This window comes from Longispora albida DSM 44784 (genome assembly GCF_000379825.1).
GTDB classification, from domain to species: Bacteria; Actinomycetota; Actinomycetes; order Mycobacteriales; family Micromonosporaceae; genus Longispora; species Longispora albida.
Window position 1 is genome coordinate 88,308 of the sequence record NZ_KB903820.1, and the last position, 14,282, is coordinate 102,589.

Sequence of the window (14,282 nt, forward strand, 5' to 3'; positions counted from 1 at the left end):
GCGCTCCTGGATCACGGGGACAGAACCGGGCCCATGATCACATCAATTCCGCTGTGCCGGCCACTGCACGTCACTGTCCCCGCTTCTGGCGGGACTGGGCGCGCAGCCCCGTCAGCAGCCGGTCGATGTCCGGGCTGGCCGCGCGCCGTGGCTCAAGATATGCCGTCACCAGGTCCCGCCAGTCGCGCCGGTGCCCTCCGGTCATCGCGGCGGCCAGCCGGGTCCGCAGCTGCCAGGGCAGGGTCTCCGGTTCGGCGGCTGCGCCGGCCAGGGTCCGCAGCAGGCTGGGCAGGCGGGGGTCGCCGGGGTCGGTGGCGGTACGCAGCACGGCCAGTGCCAGCAGCGCGACGGGGTCGGGGCCGCGCCAGGCCATCAGCTGCTCGGCCAGCACCGGAGCCTCGCCGCCGAGGGCCAGGCAGCTCGCGGCCAGCGGGGCGGCGTAGCTGGCGTTGTCGCCGTCGTCGTAGACGGAAGGGCTGATACACAGCAGGGTGCAGCAGAAGGCGAGGGCGAGAGGATCGGCGTTCGCGCGGGGCGGCCACTGGTACAGCCGCAGTGCCTCGCCCGGCTCGAACTCCAGCATCCGGGGCACCCGCCCCGACTTCCAGATCGCGGTGAGGATCCGGAGGTGCCCGGGTGCGCCGAACGGGTCCATGCCTGCGATGGCCAGCAGCTGCTCCTGGGTGATGCGTTCCCGGAGCCAGCCGAGCAGCGCGGACGCCGACTGCGGCCAGCCGGGCAGGTCGGGCACGTGCGCCCGCACCTGCTCCGGGCGCACCAGGGCCGGCTGACCCGGTGGGCCGCCCGGGCCGTGCTCCCGGCTGGCCATCGCCATCCCCTCCATTTCCAGCCTGGCTGGCCAGGTGCACGTCAGGTCACGCGGAACACCCGGAGGTGGCGGTCGGCCGTCATCACCACCACGTGGTTGGCGGCCAGGCCGACGTCCAGTGGCTGGTCGTCGCCGATGCTCGCGGCCTTGGTGGTCTTGTCGGAGCCGACCTCGCCGACGCTGACCTCCCACTGGCTGCCCATGCCGTTGTACCTGCGCTGCAGGAGCCGGTTACCGCTCGCCCCGGAGATCATGCCGTTGTCGATCCGGCGGAGTTCCTTACCGCTGGCCGGGTCGACGATGGACGCCGGGCTGCCGATGTAGCCGAAGCTGTTGGACCCGAACACGACGTGCTGGCCAGCCACGTACCAGCCGGGAGTGGTGACCGACGAGCCGATCGTCAGCTTCCACGCCTCGGCGCCGTCGCCGGTCTGGTACGCGACGAGCTGTTCCTTGCCGCCCTGCGGGGAGGTGACGGCCGCGCACACCAGGGTCGGCCCGCACGGCCGGAGGCCCTCGAAGCGGGTACCGGCGGCGAAGCTGACCTCCCACGCCTTGCCCAGCCCTGCCGTCCTGTACGCGGCGATCGCCGCCTTGTCCTTGGCCTGGCCGACGACCAGCCCGTTGTAGACGGTCCAGTTCTCGTTCTCGATCGGCAGCGCGCCGGTGGCCTTGTCCTTGCCGTCGGCGCCGATCACCCAGCCCTTGCTGCTGCCGCTGTCGAGCATGACGACCTCGCCCTGGCTGCCGAGGGTCTCGGCGAAGGACTGGTCGGCTGGCGGGGTGCTGACGCCCTCGTTCGGCCCCCAGGTCTGGGCGGCGTGCGCGAGCCGGTCGTTGATGATGAGCAGGTCGTTCTTGCGGCCGGGCCTGGTCCACTTGTCGGTGCCGGTGCGCAGGTCGACGCGGTAGACGGCCGGGTCCATGTCGCCGGTTTTCTCGACGAGGGCGTCGGTGCCCAGGTATGCGAGGTCGCGGCGGCCCTTCCAGTCCTTGGTCCACAGCTGCTTGCCGTCGGTGGCCTGGAGGACGGCGCGCCTGTCCGGCCGGGAACGCTTCGACGGGCCGCCGTCGAGGACGACGAGGTCGGCGACCAGGGTGAGGGTGATGTCGCTGGTGTTGACGGCGACGGTCTGCTTCCACTTCTCCGGACCGCCGCCGGCCGGGAGCGCGACGACCTCCGTGCCGCCGCCGGCCTTGACCGTGGCGTAGTAGACCAGCTCCCCGCCGATGGCCACGGCTGTCGCGCCGTCACCGGGGACGTTGATCTCCGTGGTCTGTTCCAGCTTGCCGAGGCCGCCACCGGAACCGGTCACGCCGTCGAGGCCGACACTGTCGGCGGCCTTCTCGCCGAGAGACGTGATCAGCTTGCGGATCTGCGGGGACACGGCGAAGCCGACGAGGAGCATGATGGCGAGCATCATGCCGATCCCCCGCAGGTACCGGAGCTTGAACGCTGGCCGGGCCGGCCGGGGCATCGGCGCGAAGTCGTCGCCGCCCTTGCCCGTCATAGGCGGTGGCGGGGGAGGCGGCGGGGTCACCTGCTCGTGCCCGAAGCCGTGCTGCCCGTGCCCTCCGTGCTGCCCGTGCCCCAGGTGCTGGGCCTGGAATCCCGAGTCGGTGTGCGGCGCGTATCCCGGCTGCTGGTACGCGGGCGGCGGGCCCTGCTGTCCAGGGTGGACACCGGGTGCGGAGCCCCAGCCCTGTGGCTGCCCCGGCACCGGCGGATAGCCGCCCTGCCCTGGCTGGCCGGTCACGGGCATCCCCGGAGCTGGCACGCCCGTGACGGGCACAGCGGACACCGGCATGCCGGACACGGGCACCGGCGGGTACCCGGAGGGCGCCGAAACCGCAGGCGGCCCGGTCACCGGTATTCCCGACACAGGAACACCCGACACCGGCACACCGGAAACCGGTACACCGGAAACAGGCCGGACCTGGCCACCAGCCGGCGGGAACGGCCCGGCCGGCGGCTGTCCCGGCCGGGGCACGACCGGCGGCGGGGGAGTACGGGGCTCGTCCGCCACCGGTACGGGATTGTCCATACTGGACGAAAGGCCGTACAGCAGGCCGCCGTGCGCGACCGGCAGCTCCGGCTGCTCCGGCACGGCGGGCGCGACACCGAGCCGGGTGTGCAGGCGGCTGGCGATCAGCGGAATCCGGCTGGAACCACCGACCAGGAACACCCCGGCCAGCTGGCCGGGCCCGATGCCGGTCCGCTGGAGTACCCGCCGGGTCTCGTCGACCGCGCGGTCGATCAGCGGCCCGGCGATCCGTTCCAGCTCCTCCCGCGTCAGGTGCAGGGCCTCGTCGCGGCCGGGCACCGACACCGGGGCGGTCGCGGCGCGCGACAGCATCTCCTTGGCCGAGCGCACCTCGTTCCAGAAGACGCGCCGGTCGCGCAGCTCCGCCGGGGTGCCTGGCGCGTGCAGCCGCCGCCAGGCCTGCGGGTCGCGCAGCTCCAGGAGCTGTCCCATGTGGCCGACGAGCGCCGCGTCGACGTCGAGCCCGCCGAGGTTGTCGAGGCCGCCGGTCGCGAGCACCTCCAGGGTCTCGGCCTCGCCGCGGCGGACGACTGTCACGTCGAGCGTCCCGCCGCCGAAGTCGAAGACCGCCAGGGCCTGGCCTGGGCCGACCTGCTGGCCGAGAACGTCCAGGCAGTACGTCGCGGCGGCCACCGGCTCCTCGACCAGCCGGATCTCGCCGAGCCCAGCCTCGCGGGCCGCGGCTCGCAGCACGTCACGCCGGGGCGTGCCCCAGTCGGCCGGGCAGGTGATCGTCATGCCGCCCGCCGGGTCGACGCCGGCGTGGCGTGCCTCGGAGGCGACCCGGCCCAGGATCGCGGCGAGCAGGGCCGTGACCGTGACCTCGCGGTCGCCGAGCAGGACGGAACCCGCGTCGACCTGGCGCTTGGGGTGCGGCTCGAACCTGTCCGGCCCGAGCTGGGCGAGCCGCTCGGCATCGCGGCCGACGAGCAGGTCGCCACCCGGATCCGCGTACACGCCGGAGGGCAGCAGTGGTGTGCCGTCGAACAGGAGGGCCCGGACGGGCTGGCCTTCGCGCCTGACCACAGCGACGGTGTGTGAGGTGCCGAGGTCCACGGCGAGCCGCACGGTGACTCCTTGATTGTGGCTGTAACGCGGCCGGAAATCTCTTGAAGCCGGCATCGTATCGGAGGCGTGTGACAAGTCTTCCCGAGACCTGTACACGACTCGGGCGCTCTGCCACCATGCATGCACCTACGTCGATATTTGAGGTGCCATATGCGCCGTGTTTCCCTCACCGGCCTGGTTCTTGTCATGTTCGCCGTACTCGCGCCACCGGCCCAGGCCGCCCCGCGCGCCCTCCAGACGGACCCGATCTACTCCTACGCCGACGCGATCCGCGAGACAGTCTGGGTCGAGTCCCCAGTGGACAACGACGGCAACGGCCAGCCGGACCGGATCACCGCCGACATCATCCGGCCGCGTGAGGCCACCCAGCGGGTACCGGTCATCATGGACGCCTCGCCGTACTACCACTGCTGCGGCCGTGGCAACGAGAGCGAGAAGAAGAGCTACGCCCCCGACGGCACGGTCACCAAGTTCCCGCTGTTCTACGACAACTACTTCGTGCCGCGCGGGTACGCCTTCATCGCCGCCGACCTGTCCGGCACGGCCCGCTCGACCGGCTGCGAGGACGTCGGCGGGCAGGCCGAGGTACTGGGCGCGAAAGCCGTCATCGACTGGCTGAACGGCACGGCCATCGCCCGGCGCGCCGACGGTACGCAGGCCTTCGCGACCTGGTCGACGGGGAAGGTCGGCATGATCGGCAAGTCGTGGGACGGCACCGTCGCCAACGGGGTGGCCGCGACCGGCGTGCCCGGCCTGGCGACGATCGTCCCGATCTCGGCGATCTCCAGCTGGTACGACTACAACCGGGTCAACGGCGCCGTGAACCCGAAGGTCAGCTCCGTCCCCAGCCTGCACACCCTCGTCAACAGCCGCCCGGCAGGCACCTGCGACGCGGTACGCAACGGGCTGACGTCCGGGTCGGACGCGGCCACCGCCAACTACAACGCCTTCTGGGCGGCCCGGGACTACGTGCCGCAGGCCAGCAACGTGAAGGCCAGCGTCTTCCTGGTACACGGAATGAATGATCTGAACGTCCAGGGCGCGCAGTACGGCAAGTGGTGGCAGGCGCTCGCCGCGAACAACGTGCCCCGCAAGCTGTGGCTGTCGCAGGAAGGGCACGTCGACCCGTTCGACTTCCGGCGCCCGGTGTGGGTGAGCACGCTGCACCGGTGGTTCGACTACTGGCTGATGGGCATCGACAACGGCATCATGAACGAGCCGCAGGCCACCGTCGAACGCGGCGCGAACGTCTGGTCGGACACCTCGGCCTGGCCGCCGGCCGGCACGGTGTCCACCGTGTACTCCCTGAAACCCGGCGCCGGCGCGGCAGGCGTCCTCAGCACCGCGCCCTCCGCCGCCGCCACCACCAGCATCAGCGACTCCCCGAACCTGTCGGAGTCCCAGGCGATCAGCTCACCGGCCAACAACAAGAACGGCCGCAAGGTGTACTGGACGGCCCCGCTCGCCGCCGACCTGCACCTGGCGGGCACCCCGCAGATCACGCTCCGGGTGAAGTCCAGCAAGAGCACGACGATCCTGTCGGCCCGGCTCGTGGACTACGGCACCGCGACCCGCGTCAACTACCGCTCGTCCGGCGAGGGCATCACCACGCTCGCCAACGAGACGTGCTGGGGATCGTCCACCGCTGCCGACGACGCCTGCTACAAGGAAACGTCGAAGGTGACCACGACGGCCGGCCAGGCCGTCCTCAGCCGGGGCTGGATCGACGGCGCGCACCGCGACTCCCTCAGCAGCCCGGCGCCGATGGCGGCAGGCACCTGGTACACGGTCGCGTGGAACCTCGCACCCACCGACCAGGTCATCCCGGCCGGGCACCGGCTCGGCCTCGTCCTGACCCTCAGCGACAGCGAGTTCGTCTCCCCGAAGTCCACCGGAGCCACGGTGGACGTCGACCTCGGCCGCAGCCTGATCCGGCTGCCCGTCGCCCCCGCCGCCCCGTACGGCGCCGGGCTCGGCATCGAGAACGCCGCCGAGCACACCGGCCCGCTGACCCTGGGATAGAGGAGGGGCGGGGCTCCACCCGGAGCCCCGCCCTCACCGCCCTACCCGATCTGGTAGATCTTCACCTCGGCGTTGTCGAGGTAGTAGTCGCGCTGTACCTCCCAGGTGGCGCTCAGCCCGTACGCCACCTCGAACGTCGCGCCGGCCTCCGGCTGGATGTAGGCGACGTGCGTGTACTTCGCCCAGCCCACCGGCCCGTCCGTCTGCCCGACAGAGGTGAAGTCCTCCTCGGCCGCGGGCGCCGTGCTGCCGATGTAGGCGAAGATCGGCCACGTGTTGAAGTTGCTCTGCTGCCCGGAGTAGACCCAGAAGGACACTTCCACCTTGTACTGCGCGGTGGTGTCCGGCCGGGCGAACTGCTTGCGCACCCACAGGGTGCCGTCGTCGTTGAGGCCGTCGAGATAGAACTTGAGGCCGTAACTGCCGTCCTGCGCCTGCGTCGCCGACCGGGTGACGTTGCCGTCCCGCAGGTTCGCGTCCTTGTACCAGGCCCAGCCGTCGAGCGAGGTCTCGTAGCTGCTGGTGTGGACGGAGTCCAGCCGCCAGGGGATGCCGACGTCCGCGGTGGCGGTACCGGCCGGACCAGCGACGAGGCTGGCCGCGATCGCGGCGGCCACGAAGAATCTGGTGATACGCACAGTAACTCTCCTTGTGGTAGGCGGAGTACGTGTTGCCCCGAGCCTATGCAGCCACCCGAGGGCCGGGCACCAGCCGCGCACTATGGCCATGATCACAAAAAGTCCACTGTGGATAGTGAAACGCCGCAGCACCCCGGCCTGGCACGGAACCAGGCCGGGGTGCCACCGGGCGGCCGGTCAGCGGTTGACCCGCCGGCCCATCCGCTCGGCCTCCATCGTCTCCAGCTTCCCGTGCAACTCCGCGATCTGGAGCTCCAGGGAGGAGAGCGCCTGCTTCAGGCCGTTGCGGGCACCGCCGCTCGCCTCGGCGTCGTCGTAGGACGCCGGGCTGCCACCGGCCCGGATCCACTCGTCGCGGGTGGGATCCCAGTTCGCCATCAGTACCCTCAGCCGGTAGTCCTGTCCGGGTGTCATGTCGTCCCCCTCTCCGGTCAGCGCAGCCCACACGGATGCGTCCCTGATCGCGGTCTTCGATACCTTGATGCTGCCGGCCCCCTCGACCGGGCCCACGGAGTACTGCAGCGCGGCGTAGTCACCCCAGCCGCCGTACCCGGCGTGCCAGTCCGGCGAGGAGTCCCCGGGGTAGCCGTCCAGGTAGCCGTTGTTCGGCGCCGCCCACAGGTACGGCGTCAGGTGGCCGCCCGTCCAGCCCTTGGGAACCCACCACCAGTCGCCGGTGTAGTTGATGATCGGCCTGCCGAGCCTGTCCTGCATGGCGTTGACGTAGTCCCGCCAGATCTCGAACGTCGCCGGGGAGTCGATGTCCTCGCAGTCGCACTGGTGGCCCATGCCCGCCGGGCCGCCGATCTCCAGCATGCCCCGGTAGGCGATGTCCGCCTGCTCCCGGCCCGATGCCGAGTTGTCCAGCCAGTGGTAGGTCATCAGGCCGAACCCGAGCGCACGGGCCCGGTCGGTGTACTCCCTCGCCCGGTCCCACGTGTACCAGTTGCCCTGCGTGGTCTTGATGTTGGCCAGCGTGAACCCGGCGTCGCGCACGGCGGCCAGGTCGATGCCCACCTGGTGCGAGGACAGGTCGAGCAGGTGCGAGGTGCCGGTCCACTGCACGCCCGACGAGTTCAGGGTGAGCGGCAGGCCCGCGCCCCATGCGTCCCTGGCCCGCGCCTCGATCCTGTCCATCAGCGCGGCCGACGTGGCCCAGTGGATGTGGTTGACGTGGTCGGCCTCGGCGTACGGCCCGCACCGTTCCTGGTCGCGGACGTACGTCAGGTGGTTGTTGTGCGGCTGGGTGTGGATCAGCTCGACCGTCAGATCCGGGAAGTGGTACCAGAGCCAGTCCGCCAGCAGGCCCATGTCCCACTGGTCTTTCGTGTCGTTGTCCTCCGACGGGTCGTCGTAGGCCCCGAAGTCGATCGCCGCGGTCGGTGAACCCGCGTAGTGCAGGTTGCCGTAGTGATGCGAGACGTTCCCGTGCGGCCCGTCCATCGCGGAGCTCACGTAGATCTCGTTCGCGTACGGATAGTACTTCTCGACCAGGGCGATCATCCGCTCACCGATCGGGCCGGTCTGTACCTGCGGCTGCCGGCGATATGGCGCGACCATGATGGCTGCCCCCTCGTTCGCGCACGTGGCGGCGGCTCCCCGCGGCGGCCGGCCGGTTGGCATTGGAATGCCCCCAATTTGGAGGCAAGGTCCGCTACACCCTTATTTTACCTTTCGGTACCCCAGCCGGATACCCTCCGGCCCGTACCCCGATCCGCCCTGCTTGTCCCCTCACGGAGCTGCGGTTGTACCCCTCGCGCGCTCGCGGATCCGATGTGGACGGCCCGCCGGCTGCTAGCCTCGGCGGCATGGGAAAGATCAACTATGACGCGCGGCTGCACACCGGTTACGTGGCCGGCCGGCAGCTGTCGCCGGACGCGCTCGGCACGTGGCTCGAGGCCTTCGCCCGGCACCTGCCGGACACCCGCCCGCTGTCCTGGCTGGACCTCGGCTCCGGTACCGGCCGCATGACCCCGCACCTCGCCGGAGCCTTCGGTGGCCCGGCGCACGGCGTCGAGCCCTCGGAGAAGATGCGCGCCCAGGCCGTGGCGGGCGCTGCCCACCCAGCCGTCACGTACGCGGCCGGGTCGGCGGAGAGCATCCCCCTGCCGGACGCCTCGGTGGACGCCGCGCTCCTGTTCTTCGTCTGGCACCACGTGGCAGGCCGGGAGACAGCGGCCCGCGAGCTGCGCCGGGTCGTGAAGCCGGGCGGCACGATCTTCGTGCAGACCAACTTCTCCGACCTGATGCCCGACGTCTGGTGGTTCCGTGCCGTACCCGAGTGGGGGAAGGCCGACTCCGCGCAGTTCCGGACCCAGGACGAGGTGATCGGCGACTTCACCGGGGCCGGCTGGACCCTCGCCGCCCGCGAGGAAGTCACCTGGCCACGCTCGGCGAGCCTGGCCGAGGACTACGAGCGGCTCAAGCGGCGTGCCGTCTCCTTCTTCGAGCTCGTGACCGAGGAACAGATCGAGGCGGGCTTCGCCAGGATCGAGGAGCTGCTGCCCTCCCTCGGCAGCGAACCGCAGTACGAGACCAGCCAGCTCCTCGTCTTCCGGCGCTGAGACCGTCAGTCAGGAGGTCAGCAGCGCCCCGTACAGCGTCAGCCCCGGCCCGAAAGCCAGAGCGGCCACTGTGGACGGTGGTACCTCCTGGGCGCGGAGCGAGTCGAGGACGAGCAGGACGGTCGCCGACGAGCAGTTGCCGTGCTCGGCGAGAGTACGGCGGGAAGCCGCCAGAGCGGACGGCGGCAGCCCGAGCTGCTCCTGGGTGACCTCCAGGATGCGGGGGCCGCCGGGGTGCACGGCCCAGCCGTCGACCGTGACCCCGGCCGTCAGCTCGGCGACCAGCGGCCCGACGTGCCGGGCGAGCACGCCGGGCACACGCGGCGACAGCCCCATCCGGAACCCGAGGTCGGTCACCTCCCACGTCATGTGGTCGGCGGTCGTTGCGTCGGTCCGGGCTGCCACACCCCGGATCTCGTACCCGGGGCCGGCCGGCGTCACCACCACGGCGGCGGCAGCGTCGGAGAACAGCGCGTGCGAGATGATCTGCCCGGTGTCCGTGGTCGGCGGCTGGCCGTGGAGGCTGGTCAGCTCGACGCACAGCAGCACGGCCGGCTTGCCGTGCGTGTCCACGTAGTCCGCCACGGCGCCCAGCCCCGGCAGCGCCGCGTAGCAGCCCATGTGCCCGATGACCAGCCGCCGCAGCGCCGGGTCGAAGCCGAGATCCCTGGCCAGCATCAGGTCGAGCCCCGGCGTCGCGTACCCGGTGCACGTCGCCACGGCCAGCAGCCCGACGTCGGCCACGCCCACCCCGGCGTCGGCCAGCGCGCCCAGCACCGCCTCCTTGCCGAGCGGGACGGCCTCCTCGACGTAGCGGCGCATCCGCTGCCCGGTACTCCAGCCCGACACGTCCTCCGTGAGCGGGTTGAGGACCGTGTGCCGGGTCGTCACCCCCGAGTTGCGGAACACCCGCTCGGCGATCGGCGCGCCGGCGAAGTGCCGGGAGAAGTAGCCCTCCCACAGTTCCGCCTGCGTGACCGGCGGCGGGAACGCTGTGCCTAGCCCAGCCAGCACGGCCACGTTGTCACCACGCTTTGACTCCTCTGCCCTGGTACAGGATGGCTGTGCTGAGACTCGGCACCATCCGGACCGCCCGGCGGCGCGCGAGCAGATCGAGCAGGCTGGGGCGCAGCCCGCGCACCCGCAGCCGGACCCCGTGCGCGGCGAACAGCGCCTTGAGGCGGGAGGGGGAGACCAGCAGCGCGGGGTCGTGCACACCGCGCGGAGCGAGCCCGAGCCGCTCGGCGAGCGTGATCGCCACGAACCGGCACAGCGCGGTGTCCGACAGCGTGTCGAGCACGACCAGCCCGCCCGGCCGCAGCACCCGGCACGCCTCGGCCACTGTGGACGGCAGGTCGTAGACGTGCTCCAGGATCTCGCCGGCGCTGACCACGTCGGCACAGCCACTGGCCAGCGGGAGCGCCGACACGTCGGCCCGCACGCCCGTCACGCCGTACTTCGCGGCGATGCCCAGGCTGCCGTGCACGATGTCGGCCCCGACGTGGTGGTAGCCCTTGCCCGCGACGTGCGGGGCGAGCAGCCCGCCGCCGCAGCCCAGGTCGACCAGGACAGCACCGGGGCGCTCAGCCGGCGGAATCAGCCTCGCCCGGGCGGCGGCCAGCCAGTGCAGCATCTTGAACACGCCGTCCTCGTCCCACCACTCAGCCGCGAGCTGCTCATACAAGGCGGGGTCATTGGGACGCATCATGTCAGGGTGGCACGAAACCGGATTTGCGGCCACACTTACCGGCGTGTTCGCACTTCGCCGGGCCTGTCGCCTGCGGGTCACCGCACTGCTGCGCGCCTGCCACCCCGAGCCGGCCCTCGCCGTGACCGCCGGCGGGACCCTCCTTGCGGCCGGAGCCGGGCAGCAGTGGAGCGGAGTCCTGGCCTCCGGAGCCGCGATCCTCGCCACCCAGCTCTCCGTCGGCTGGGGCAACGACTGGCTCGACGCCGACCGCGACGTCACCGCCGGCCGGCCGGACAAGCCCGTCGCCGCAGGACACGTCTCCCGCCCGGCCATCAGGACAGCTGCCATCGCCGCCGGGCTGGTCTCGCTGCCGCTGGCGCTCCTTTCCGGCGTACCGGCGGCGCTCGCCCTCCTGATCGGCCTGGCCTCGGCCTGGCTCTACAACATCCCTCTCAAGAGGACGGTCCTGTCCCCGCTCCCGTACGTCGTGTCGTTCGCGGCCCTGCCGGCCTTCGCGTACCTCGGCCTGCCCGGCGCGCCCCCGCCGCCCTGGTGGCTGCCCGTCGCCGGCGGCCTGCTCGGCTTCGGCGCCCACTTCGCCAACGCGCTGCCTGACCTGGCCGACGACGAGGCGACCGGCGTGCGGAGCGCGCCACTGCGAGCAGGCCCCGGCCTCTCCCGCGTACTGGCCGCCGCCGGCCTGGCCGCAGCCTCAGTGGTCCTCGCCGTAGGGATCCGCTCGTGGCCCGGGCTCGCCGTCGTCGCTGCCGCGGCCGTGATCCTCCCGGCCGGCCTGTGGCTCGGAAGCCGGCCGGGCTCCCGGGCCGCCTTCCGCGCCGTCCTCGTCGTGGCCCTGCTGGACGTCGCCCTGCTCGTCGCCGCCCCGTTCCTGAGTGGACAGACGTGAAGCCCGTCTGGCCGCTACTCAGTACACGCGGACACGCGAGATCAGGCCCTCGTCGGGTGCCTGGCCGAGCCGCTGGGCAAACCACACATACACGTCCTCACCCTCGCGGACCGGCAGCGCCGGAAACGTGTTCTCGGCGTGCTTCGTGACGTACCCGGTTCCGCCGGCGGTCAGGCTGGGTGCCTTGCTGCGCTCGTAGACGGAGATCTCCACAGTGGACCTTCCTGGCGGCGGGCTTCCCGGAGTGGCTGGCTCCAGCAGCAGCACGTTGTCCGAGTCGATCATCGTGGCGTTGGCCTCGTTCCGGTGCGCCTGCCACACGGGCCCGTAGTAGAACGCGTGCAGCATGTCCTTCCGGGACTCCATGTCGGGGAAAGTCCGCAGCCAGACGAAGCGGTCTGGGTCGTCCCAGTCGCGGAAGTGGCCCGGAATGCCCATCCCGGCCTCTTCCTGCCCCGCCACGAACAGCCTCTCGAACAGGTCGATCAGGACGTCGCGCTGGCCAGGATGGAGGGTGTACTGCCGGAGTTCCAGAACATGATCAGTCATGCGGCCCAGCGTGCGCGCCTGCCCGCCTCGCTCGCCAGGATTAAGACGCCGCTAAATCCGCTACCGGAGCGGGTTTGATCATCGACCCGGCCCGGCATAGCGTGGGCACGATGATCACTCCGCTGTACGCCGTCTCCGACGTCCACGGCCACCGCACCGCGATGCGGGCCGCCCTGCGCGACGCCGGGCTGGCCAGCGAGGACGGCCGCTGGACGGGTGGCGAGGCGCGGCTGTGGTTCCTCGGGGACTACGTCGATCGCGGGCCGGACGGCATCGGCGTGATCGACGACATCCGGCAGCTCGCCGAGGACGCGGCGGCCGAGGGCGGTCACGTCGGCGCGCTGCTCGGAAACCACGAGGCACAGCTGCTCGCCGCGCACCGGTTCCGCGACCAGCCGGTACCTGGCTGGGACGAGCCGGGCGGCTTCCTCGGCGCGTGGCGGCGCTGGGGCGGGCTCCAGGCGGACCTGGACCGGCTGTCCGCCGACCACCGGGCCTGGATCGGCGGTCTGCCGGCGATGGCCGTGGAGGACGGGTACCTGCTCGTGCACTCCGACACCGACGCCTACCTCCGGTACGGCTCTGCGGTCGGCGAGATCAACACCCGGGTGATGTTGGAGCTGGCCGGCGACGACCCGGAGGCGTTCCTGTACTTCGCGGGCGTGCTCAGCGACCGTGGCCCGTTCTACGGCAGCGACGGCGAACGACGGGCCCGCCACATGCTCCGCGAACTCGGCGCCGGCCACATCGTCCACGGCCACACCACGCTCCAGAACCTGTTCGGCCTGCCCTCCGAGCAGGTCACCGAGCCGATCCGGCACGCGGGCGGCCTGGCGACGGCGATCGACGGCGGAGCGTACAAGGGCGGCAAGATCCTGGTCGCCCGCCTGACCCCGCTGCCAGCGCCAGTCCACTAGGCAACGTCGCCCATGCGGGTGCACCTGTACGACGCGCTGCCCATCTGGCGGATGATCCGCCTGGACGAGATGCTGTACCTGTCAGCCTTCGATTCCCGCTGGGAAGGAGCGCTGCATGCCGCGTTCTCGCGCACGCTTCAAGAGATGATCGAGCTTTCTGAACACATCGTGTGACTGAAGGAGTGCCTCCGGATGCCGATCGAGGTTGAACGCACGGCGATCGTTCATGACGTGCAGCACGTCAGGACCAGGCTGAGCGCCTACACGTCAGGATCTGTCAGCACCTACCGGGACGTGTACTACGACTGGCCCGACAGGGCGCTGGAGCGCGACGGCAGGCGTGAGCTCCGGCTACGGGACATCGTCGAGGCGGATGGCGCGCGCCGGACGCTGCTCACCTACAAGGGTTCCGCGACCGACGGTGCTGTGATGCCCGAGTTCGAGACCGAGGTCGCAGACCCAGACATGATGGACATGATCCTTGCCGGGCTCGGGCTCGGCCACACGATCGCGTACCAGAAGCTCTGCGAGAACTTCCGGTTCGACGTCGCCGGACGGTCCATCCTGGCGACTGTGGTCCGGGTGCCGGAGCTGGAGCCGACGTTCATCGAAGTGGAGACCATCGTGGGGTCTCCGGGCGAAGATGTTCCGGAAGCGCTGGCGGCAGTCGACCGGGTACTCGCGGATCTCGGGATCCCGCCCGCCGACTTCACCACCGAGTTCTACATCGATCTCGTTACCGCCGAGCGGCACAGAGCTGGCTGAACACCTAGGTGTTCTGTCCCGTGAGGTTGGGGATGCGGCTGGCTGGTGGGTGGCCGCCGAGTGCGGTGTGTGCTCGGTGGTGATTGTAGGTGTGGAGGAAGCCGGCGAGGGCTGTCCGGCGTTCGGTTTCTGACTGGTAGGGGCGGGCGTAGGCCCATTCGTCGGCCAGGGTGCGGTGGAAGCGTTCGACTTTGCCGTTGGTTTGCGGCCGGTAGGGCCGGGTGCGTTTGTGCTGGATCCCGGCGGTGGCCAGAGCTTCGCGCCAGGACGTGGACCGGTAGGCGGAGC

At 71.1% G+C, this 14,282-nt stretch carries 14 protein-coding genes; 6 read left to right on the top strand and 8 right to left on the bottom strand.

Going from position 1 to position 14,282, the window contains the following annotated elements:
* Positions 1-70: 70 nt before the first annotated feature.
* Together A3G1_RS0112525 and A3G1_RS38490 are read right to left on the bottom strand one after the other, a co-directional pair.
* Positions 71-829 (bottom strand): hypothetical protein, encoded by a 759-nt coding sequence (locus A3G1_RS0112525; protein ID WP_157641091.1) that lies wholly within the window; start codon positions 827-829, stop codon positions 71-73.
* Positions 830-870: 41 nt separating this feature from the next.
* Entirely contained in the window at positions 871-3,942 is a 3,072-nt protein-coding gene (locus tag A3G1_RS38490) for an Hsp70 family protein (RefSeq protein ID WP_018349820.1), read from the bottom strand.
* A 150-nt stretch (positions 3,943-4,092) separates the two neighbouring features.
* On the opposite strand from A3G1_RS38490, the gene A3G1_RS34605 reads away from it, so the two are divergent.
* Complete coding sequence (locus tag A3G1_RS34605) at positions 4,093-5,964, top strand: Xaa-Pro dipeptidyl-peptidase (protein ID WP_018349821.1); 1,872 nt, start codon at positions 4,093-4,095, stop codon at positions 5,962-5,964.
* 41 nt (positions 5,965-6,005) lie between these two features.
* Here A3G1_RS34605 and A3G1_RS0112540 read toward each other — a convergent pair whose 3' ends face one another.
* A complete protein-coding gene (locus A3G1_RS0112540) occupies positions 6,006-6,602 on the bottom strand; it encodes a hypothetical protein (RefSeq protein WP_018349822.1) in 597 nt (198 codons plus the stop codon).
* Between the two features lie 177 nt (positions 6,603-6,779).
* A complete protein-coding gene (locus tag A3G1_RS0112545) occupies positions 6,780-8,162 on the bottom strand; it encodes a GH25 family lysozyme (protein WP_157641092.1) in 1,383 nt (460 codons plus the stop codon).
* A 248-nt stretch (positions 8,163-8,410) separates the two neighbouring features.
* On the opposite strand from A3G1_RS0112545, the gene A3G1_RS34610 reads away from it, so the two are divergent.
* A complete protein-coding gene (locus tag A3G1_RS34610) occupies positions 8,411-9,166 on the top strand; it encodes a class I SAM-dependent methyltransferase (RefSeq protein WP_018349823.1) in 756 nt (251 codons plus the stop codon).
* A gap of 9 nt (positions 9,167-9,175) precedes the next feature.
* Here A3G1_RS34610 and A3G1_RS0112555 read toward each other — a convergent pair whose 3' ends face one another.
* Entirely contained in the window at positions 9,176-10,186 is a 1,011-nt protein-coding gene (locus tag A3G1_RS0112555) for a type III polyketide synthase (protein WP_018349824.1), read from the bottom strand.
* 4 nt (positions 10,187-10,190) lie between these two features.
* Positions 10,191-10,871: a methyltransferase domain-containing protein gene (locus A3G1_RS0112560; RefSeq protein WP_245563490.1), complete on the bottom strand. Its 681-nt coding sequence runs from the start codon at positions 10,869-10,871 to the stop codon at positions 10,191-10,193.
* Between the two features lie 46 nt (positions 10,872-10,917).
* Between A3G1_RS0112560 and A3G1_RS0112565 the strand changes: the two genes are divergently transcribed.
* Positions 10,918-11,763 carry a UbiA family prenyltransferase gene (locus tag A3G1_RS0112565; protein ID WP_018349826.1) on the top strand — a complete coding sequence of 282 codons (846 nt, stop codon included), beginning with the start codon at positions 10,918-10,920 and terminating at the stop codon, positions 11,761-11,763.
* 18 nt (positions 11,764-11,781) lie between these two features.
* On the opposite strand, the gene A3G1_RS34615 is transcribed toward A3G1_RS0112565, so the two are convergent.
* Positions 11,782-12,312 (bottom strand): NIPSNAP family protein, encoded by a 531-nt coding sequence (locus A3G1_RS34615; protein WP_018349827.1) that lies wholly within the window; start codon positions 12,310-12,312, stop codon positions 11,782-11,784.
* 110 nt (positions 12,313-12,422) lie between these two features.
* Between A3G1_RS34615 and A3G1_RS0112575 the strand changes: the two genes are divergently transcribed.
* Genes A3G1_RS0112575 through A3G1_RS0112585 form a run of 3 tightly spaced genes read left to right on the top strand, consistent with a single transcriptional unit; the run spans position 12,423 to position 13,994 of the window.
* A complete protein-coding gene (locus A3G1_RS0112575; RefSeq protein ID WP_157641093.1) occupies positions 12,423-13,229 on the top strand; it encodes a metallophosphoesterase in 807 nt (268 codons plus the stop codon).
* A 12-nt stretch (positions 13,230-13,241) separates the two neighbouring features.
* Complete coding sequence (locus tag A3G1_RS40525; RefSeq protein ID WP_018349829.1) at positions 13,242-13,403, top strand: hypothetical protein; 162 nt, start codon at positions 13,242-13,244, stop codon at positions 13,401-13,403.
* Between the two features lie 18 nt (positions 13,404-13,421).
* Positions 13,422-13,994, top strand: coding sequence for a class IV adenylate cyclase (locus A3G1_RS0112585; protein ID WP_018349830.1), 573 nt, complete (start codon positions 13,422-13,424; stop codon positions 13,992-13,994).
* Positions 13,995-13,998: 4 nt separating this feature from the next.
* Here A3G1_RS0112585 and A3G1_RS0112590 read toward each other — a convergent pair.
* Positions 13,999-14,282, bottom strand: a 284-nt coding sequence (locus A3G1_RS0112590; protein WP_018349831.1) for an integrase core domain-containing protein, incomplete at its 5' end; no start/stop codon positions are given.

Coding starts and splice junctions, on each gene's coding strand:
- A3G1_RS0112525 (WP_157641091.1), bottom strand. CDS start 829: ATGGCCAGCCGGGAGCACGGCCCGGGCGGCCCACCGGGTCAGCCGGCC.
- A3G1_RS34605 (WP_018349821.1), top strand. CDS start 4,093: ATGCGCCGTGTTTCCCTCACCGGCCTGGTTCTTGTCATGTTCGCCGTA.
- A3G1_RS0112545 (WP_157641092.1), bottom strand. CDS start 8,162: ATGGTCGCGCCATATCGCCGGCAGCCGCAGGTACAGACCGGCCCGATC.
- A3G1_RS34610 (WP_018349823.1), top strand. CDS start 8,411: ATGGGAAAGATCAACTATGACGCGCGGCTGCACACCGGTTACGTGGCC.
- A3G1_RS0112560 (WP_245563490.1), bottom strand. CDS start 10,871: ATGCGTCCCAATGACCCCGCCTTGTATGAGCAGCTCGCGGCTGAGTGG.
- A3G1_RS34615 (WP_018349827.1), bottom strand. CDS start 12,312: ATGACTGATCATGTTCTGGAACTCCGGCAGTACACCCTCCATCCTGGC.
- A3G1_RS0112575 (WP_157641093.1), top strand. CDS start 12,423: ATGATCACTCCGCTGTACGCCGTCTCCGACGTCCACGGCCACCGCACC.
- A3G1_RS40525 (WP_018349829.1), top strand. CDS start 13,242: ATGCGGGTGCACCTGTACGACGCGCTGCCCATCTGGCGGATGATCCGC.
- A3G1_RS0112585 (WP_018349830.1), top strand. CDS start 13,422: ATGCCGATCGAGGTTGAACGCACGGCGATCGTTCATGACGTGCAGCAC.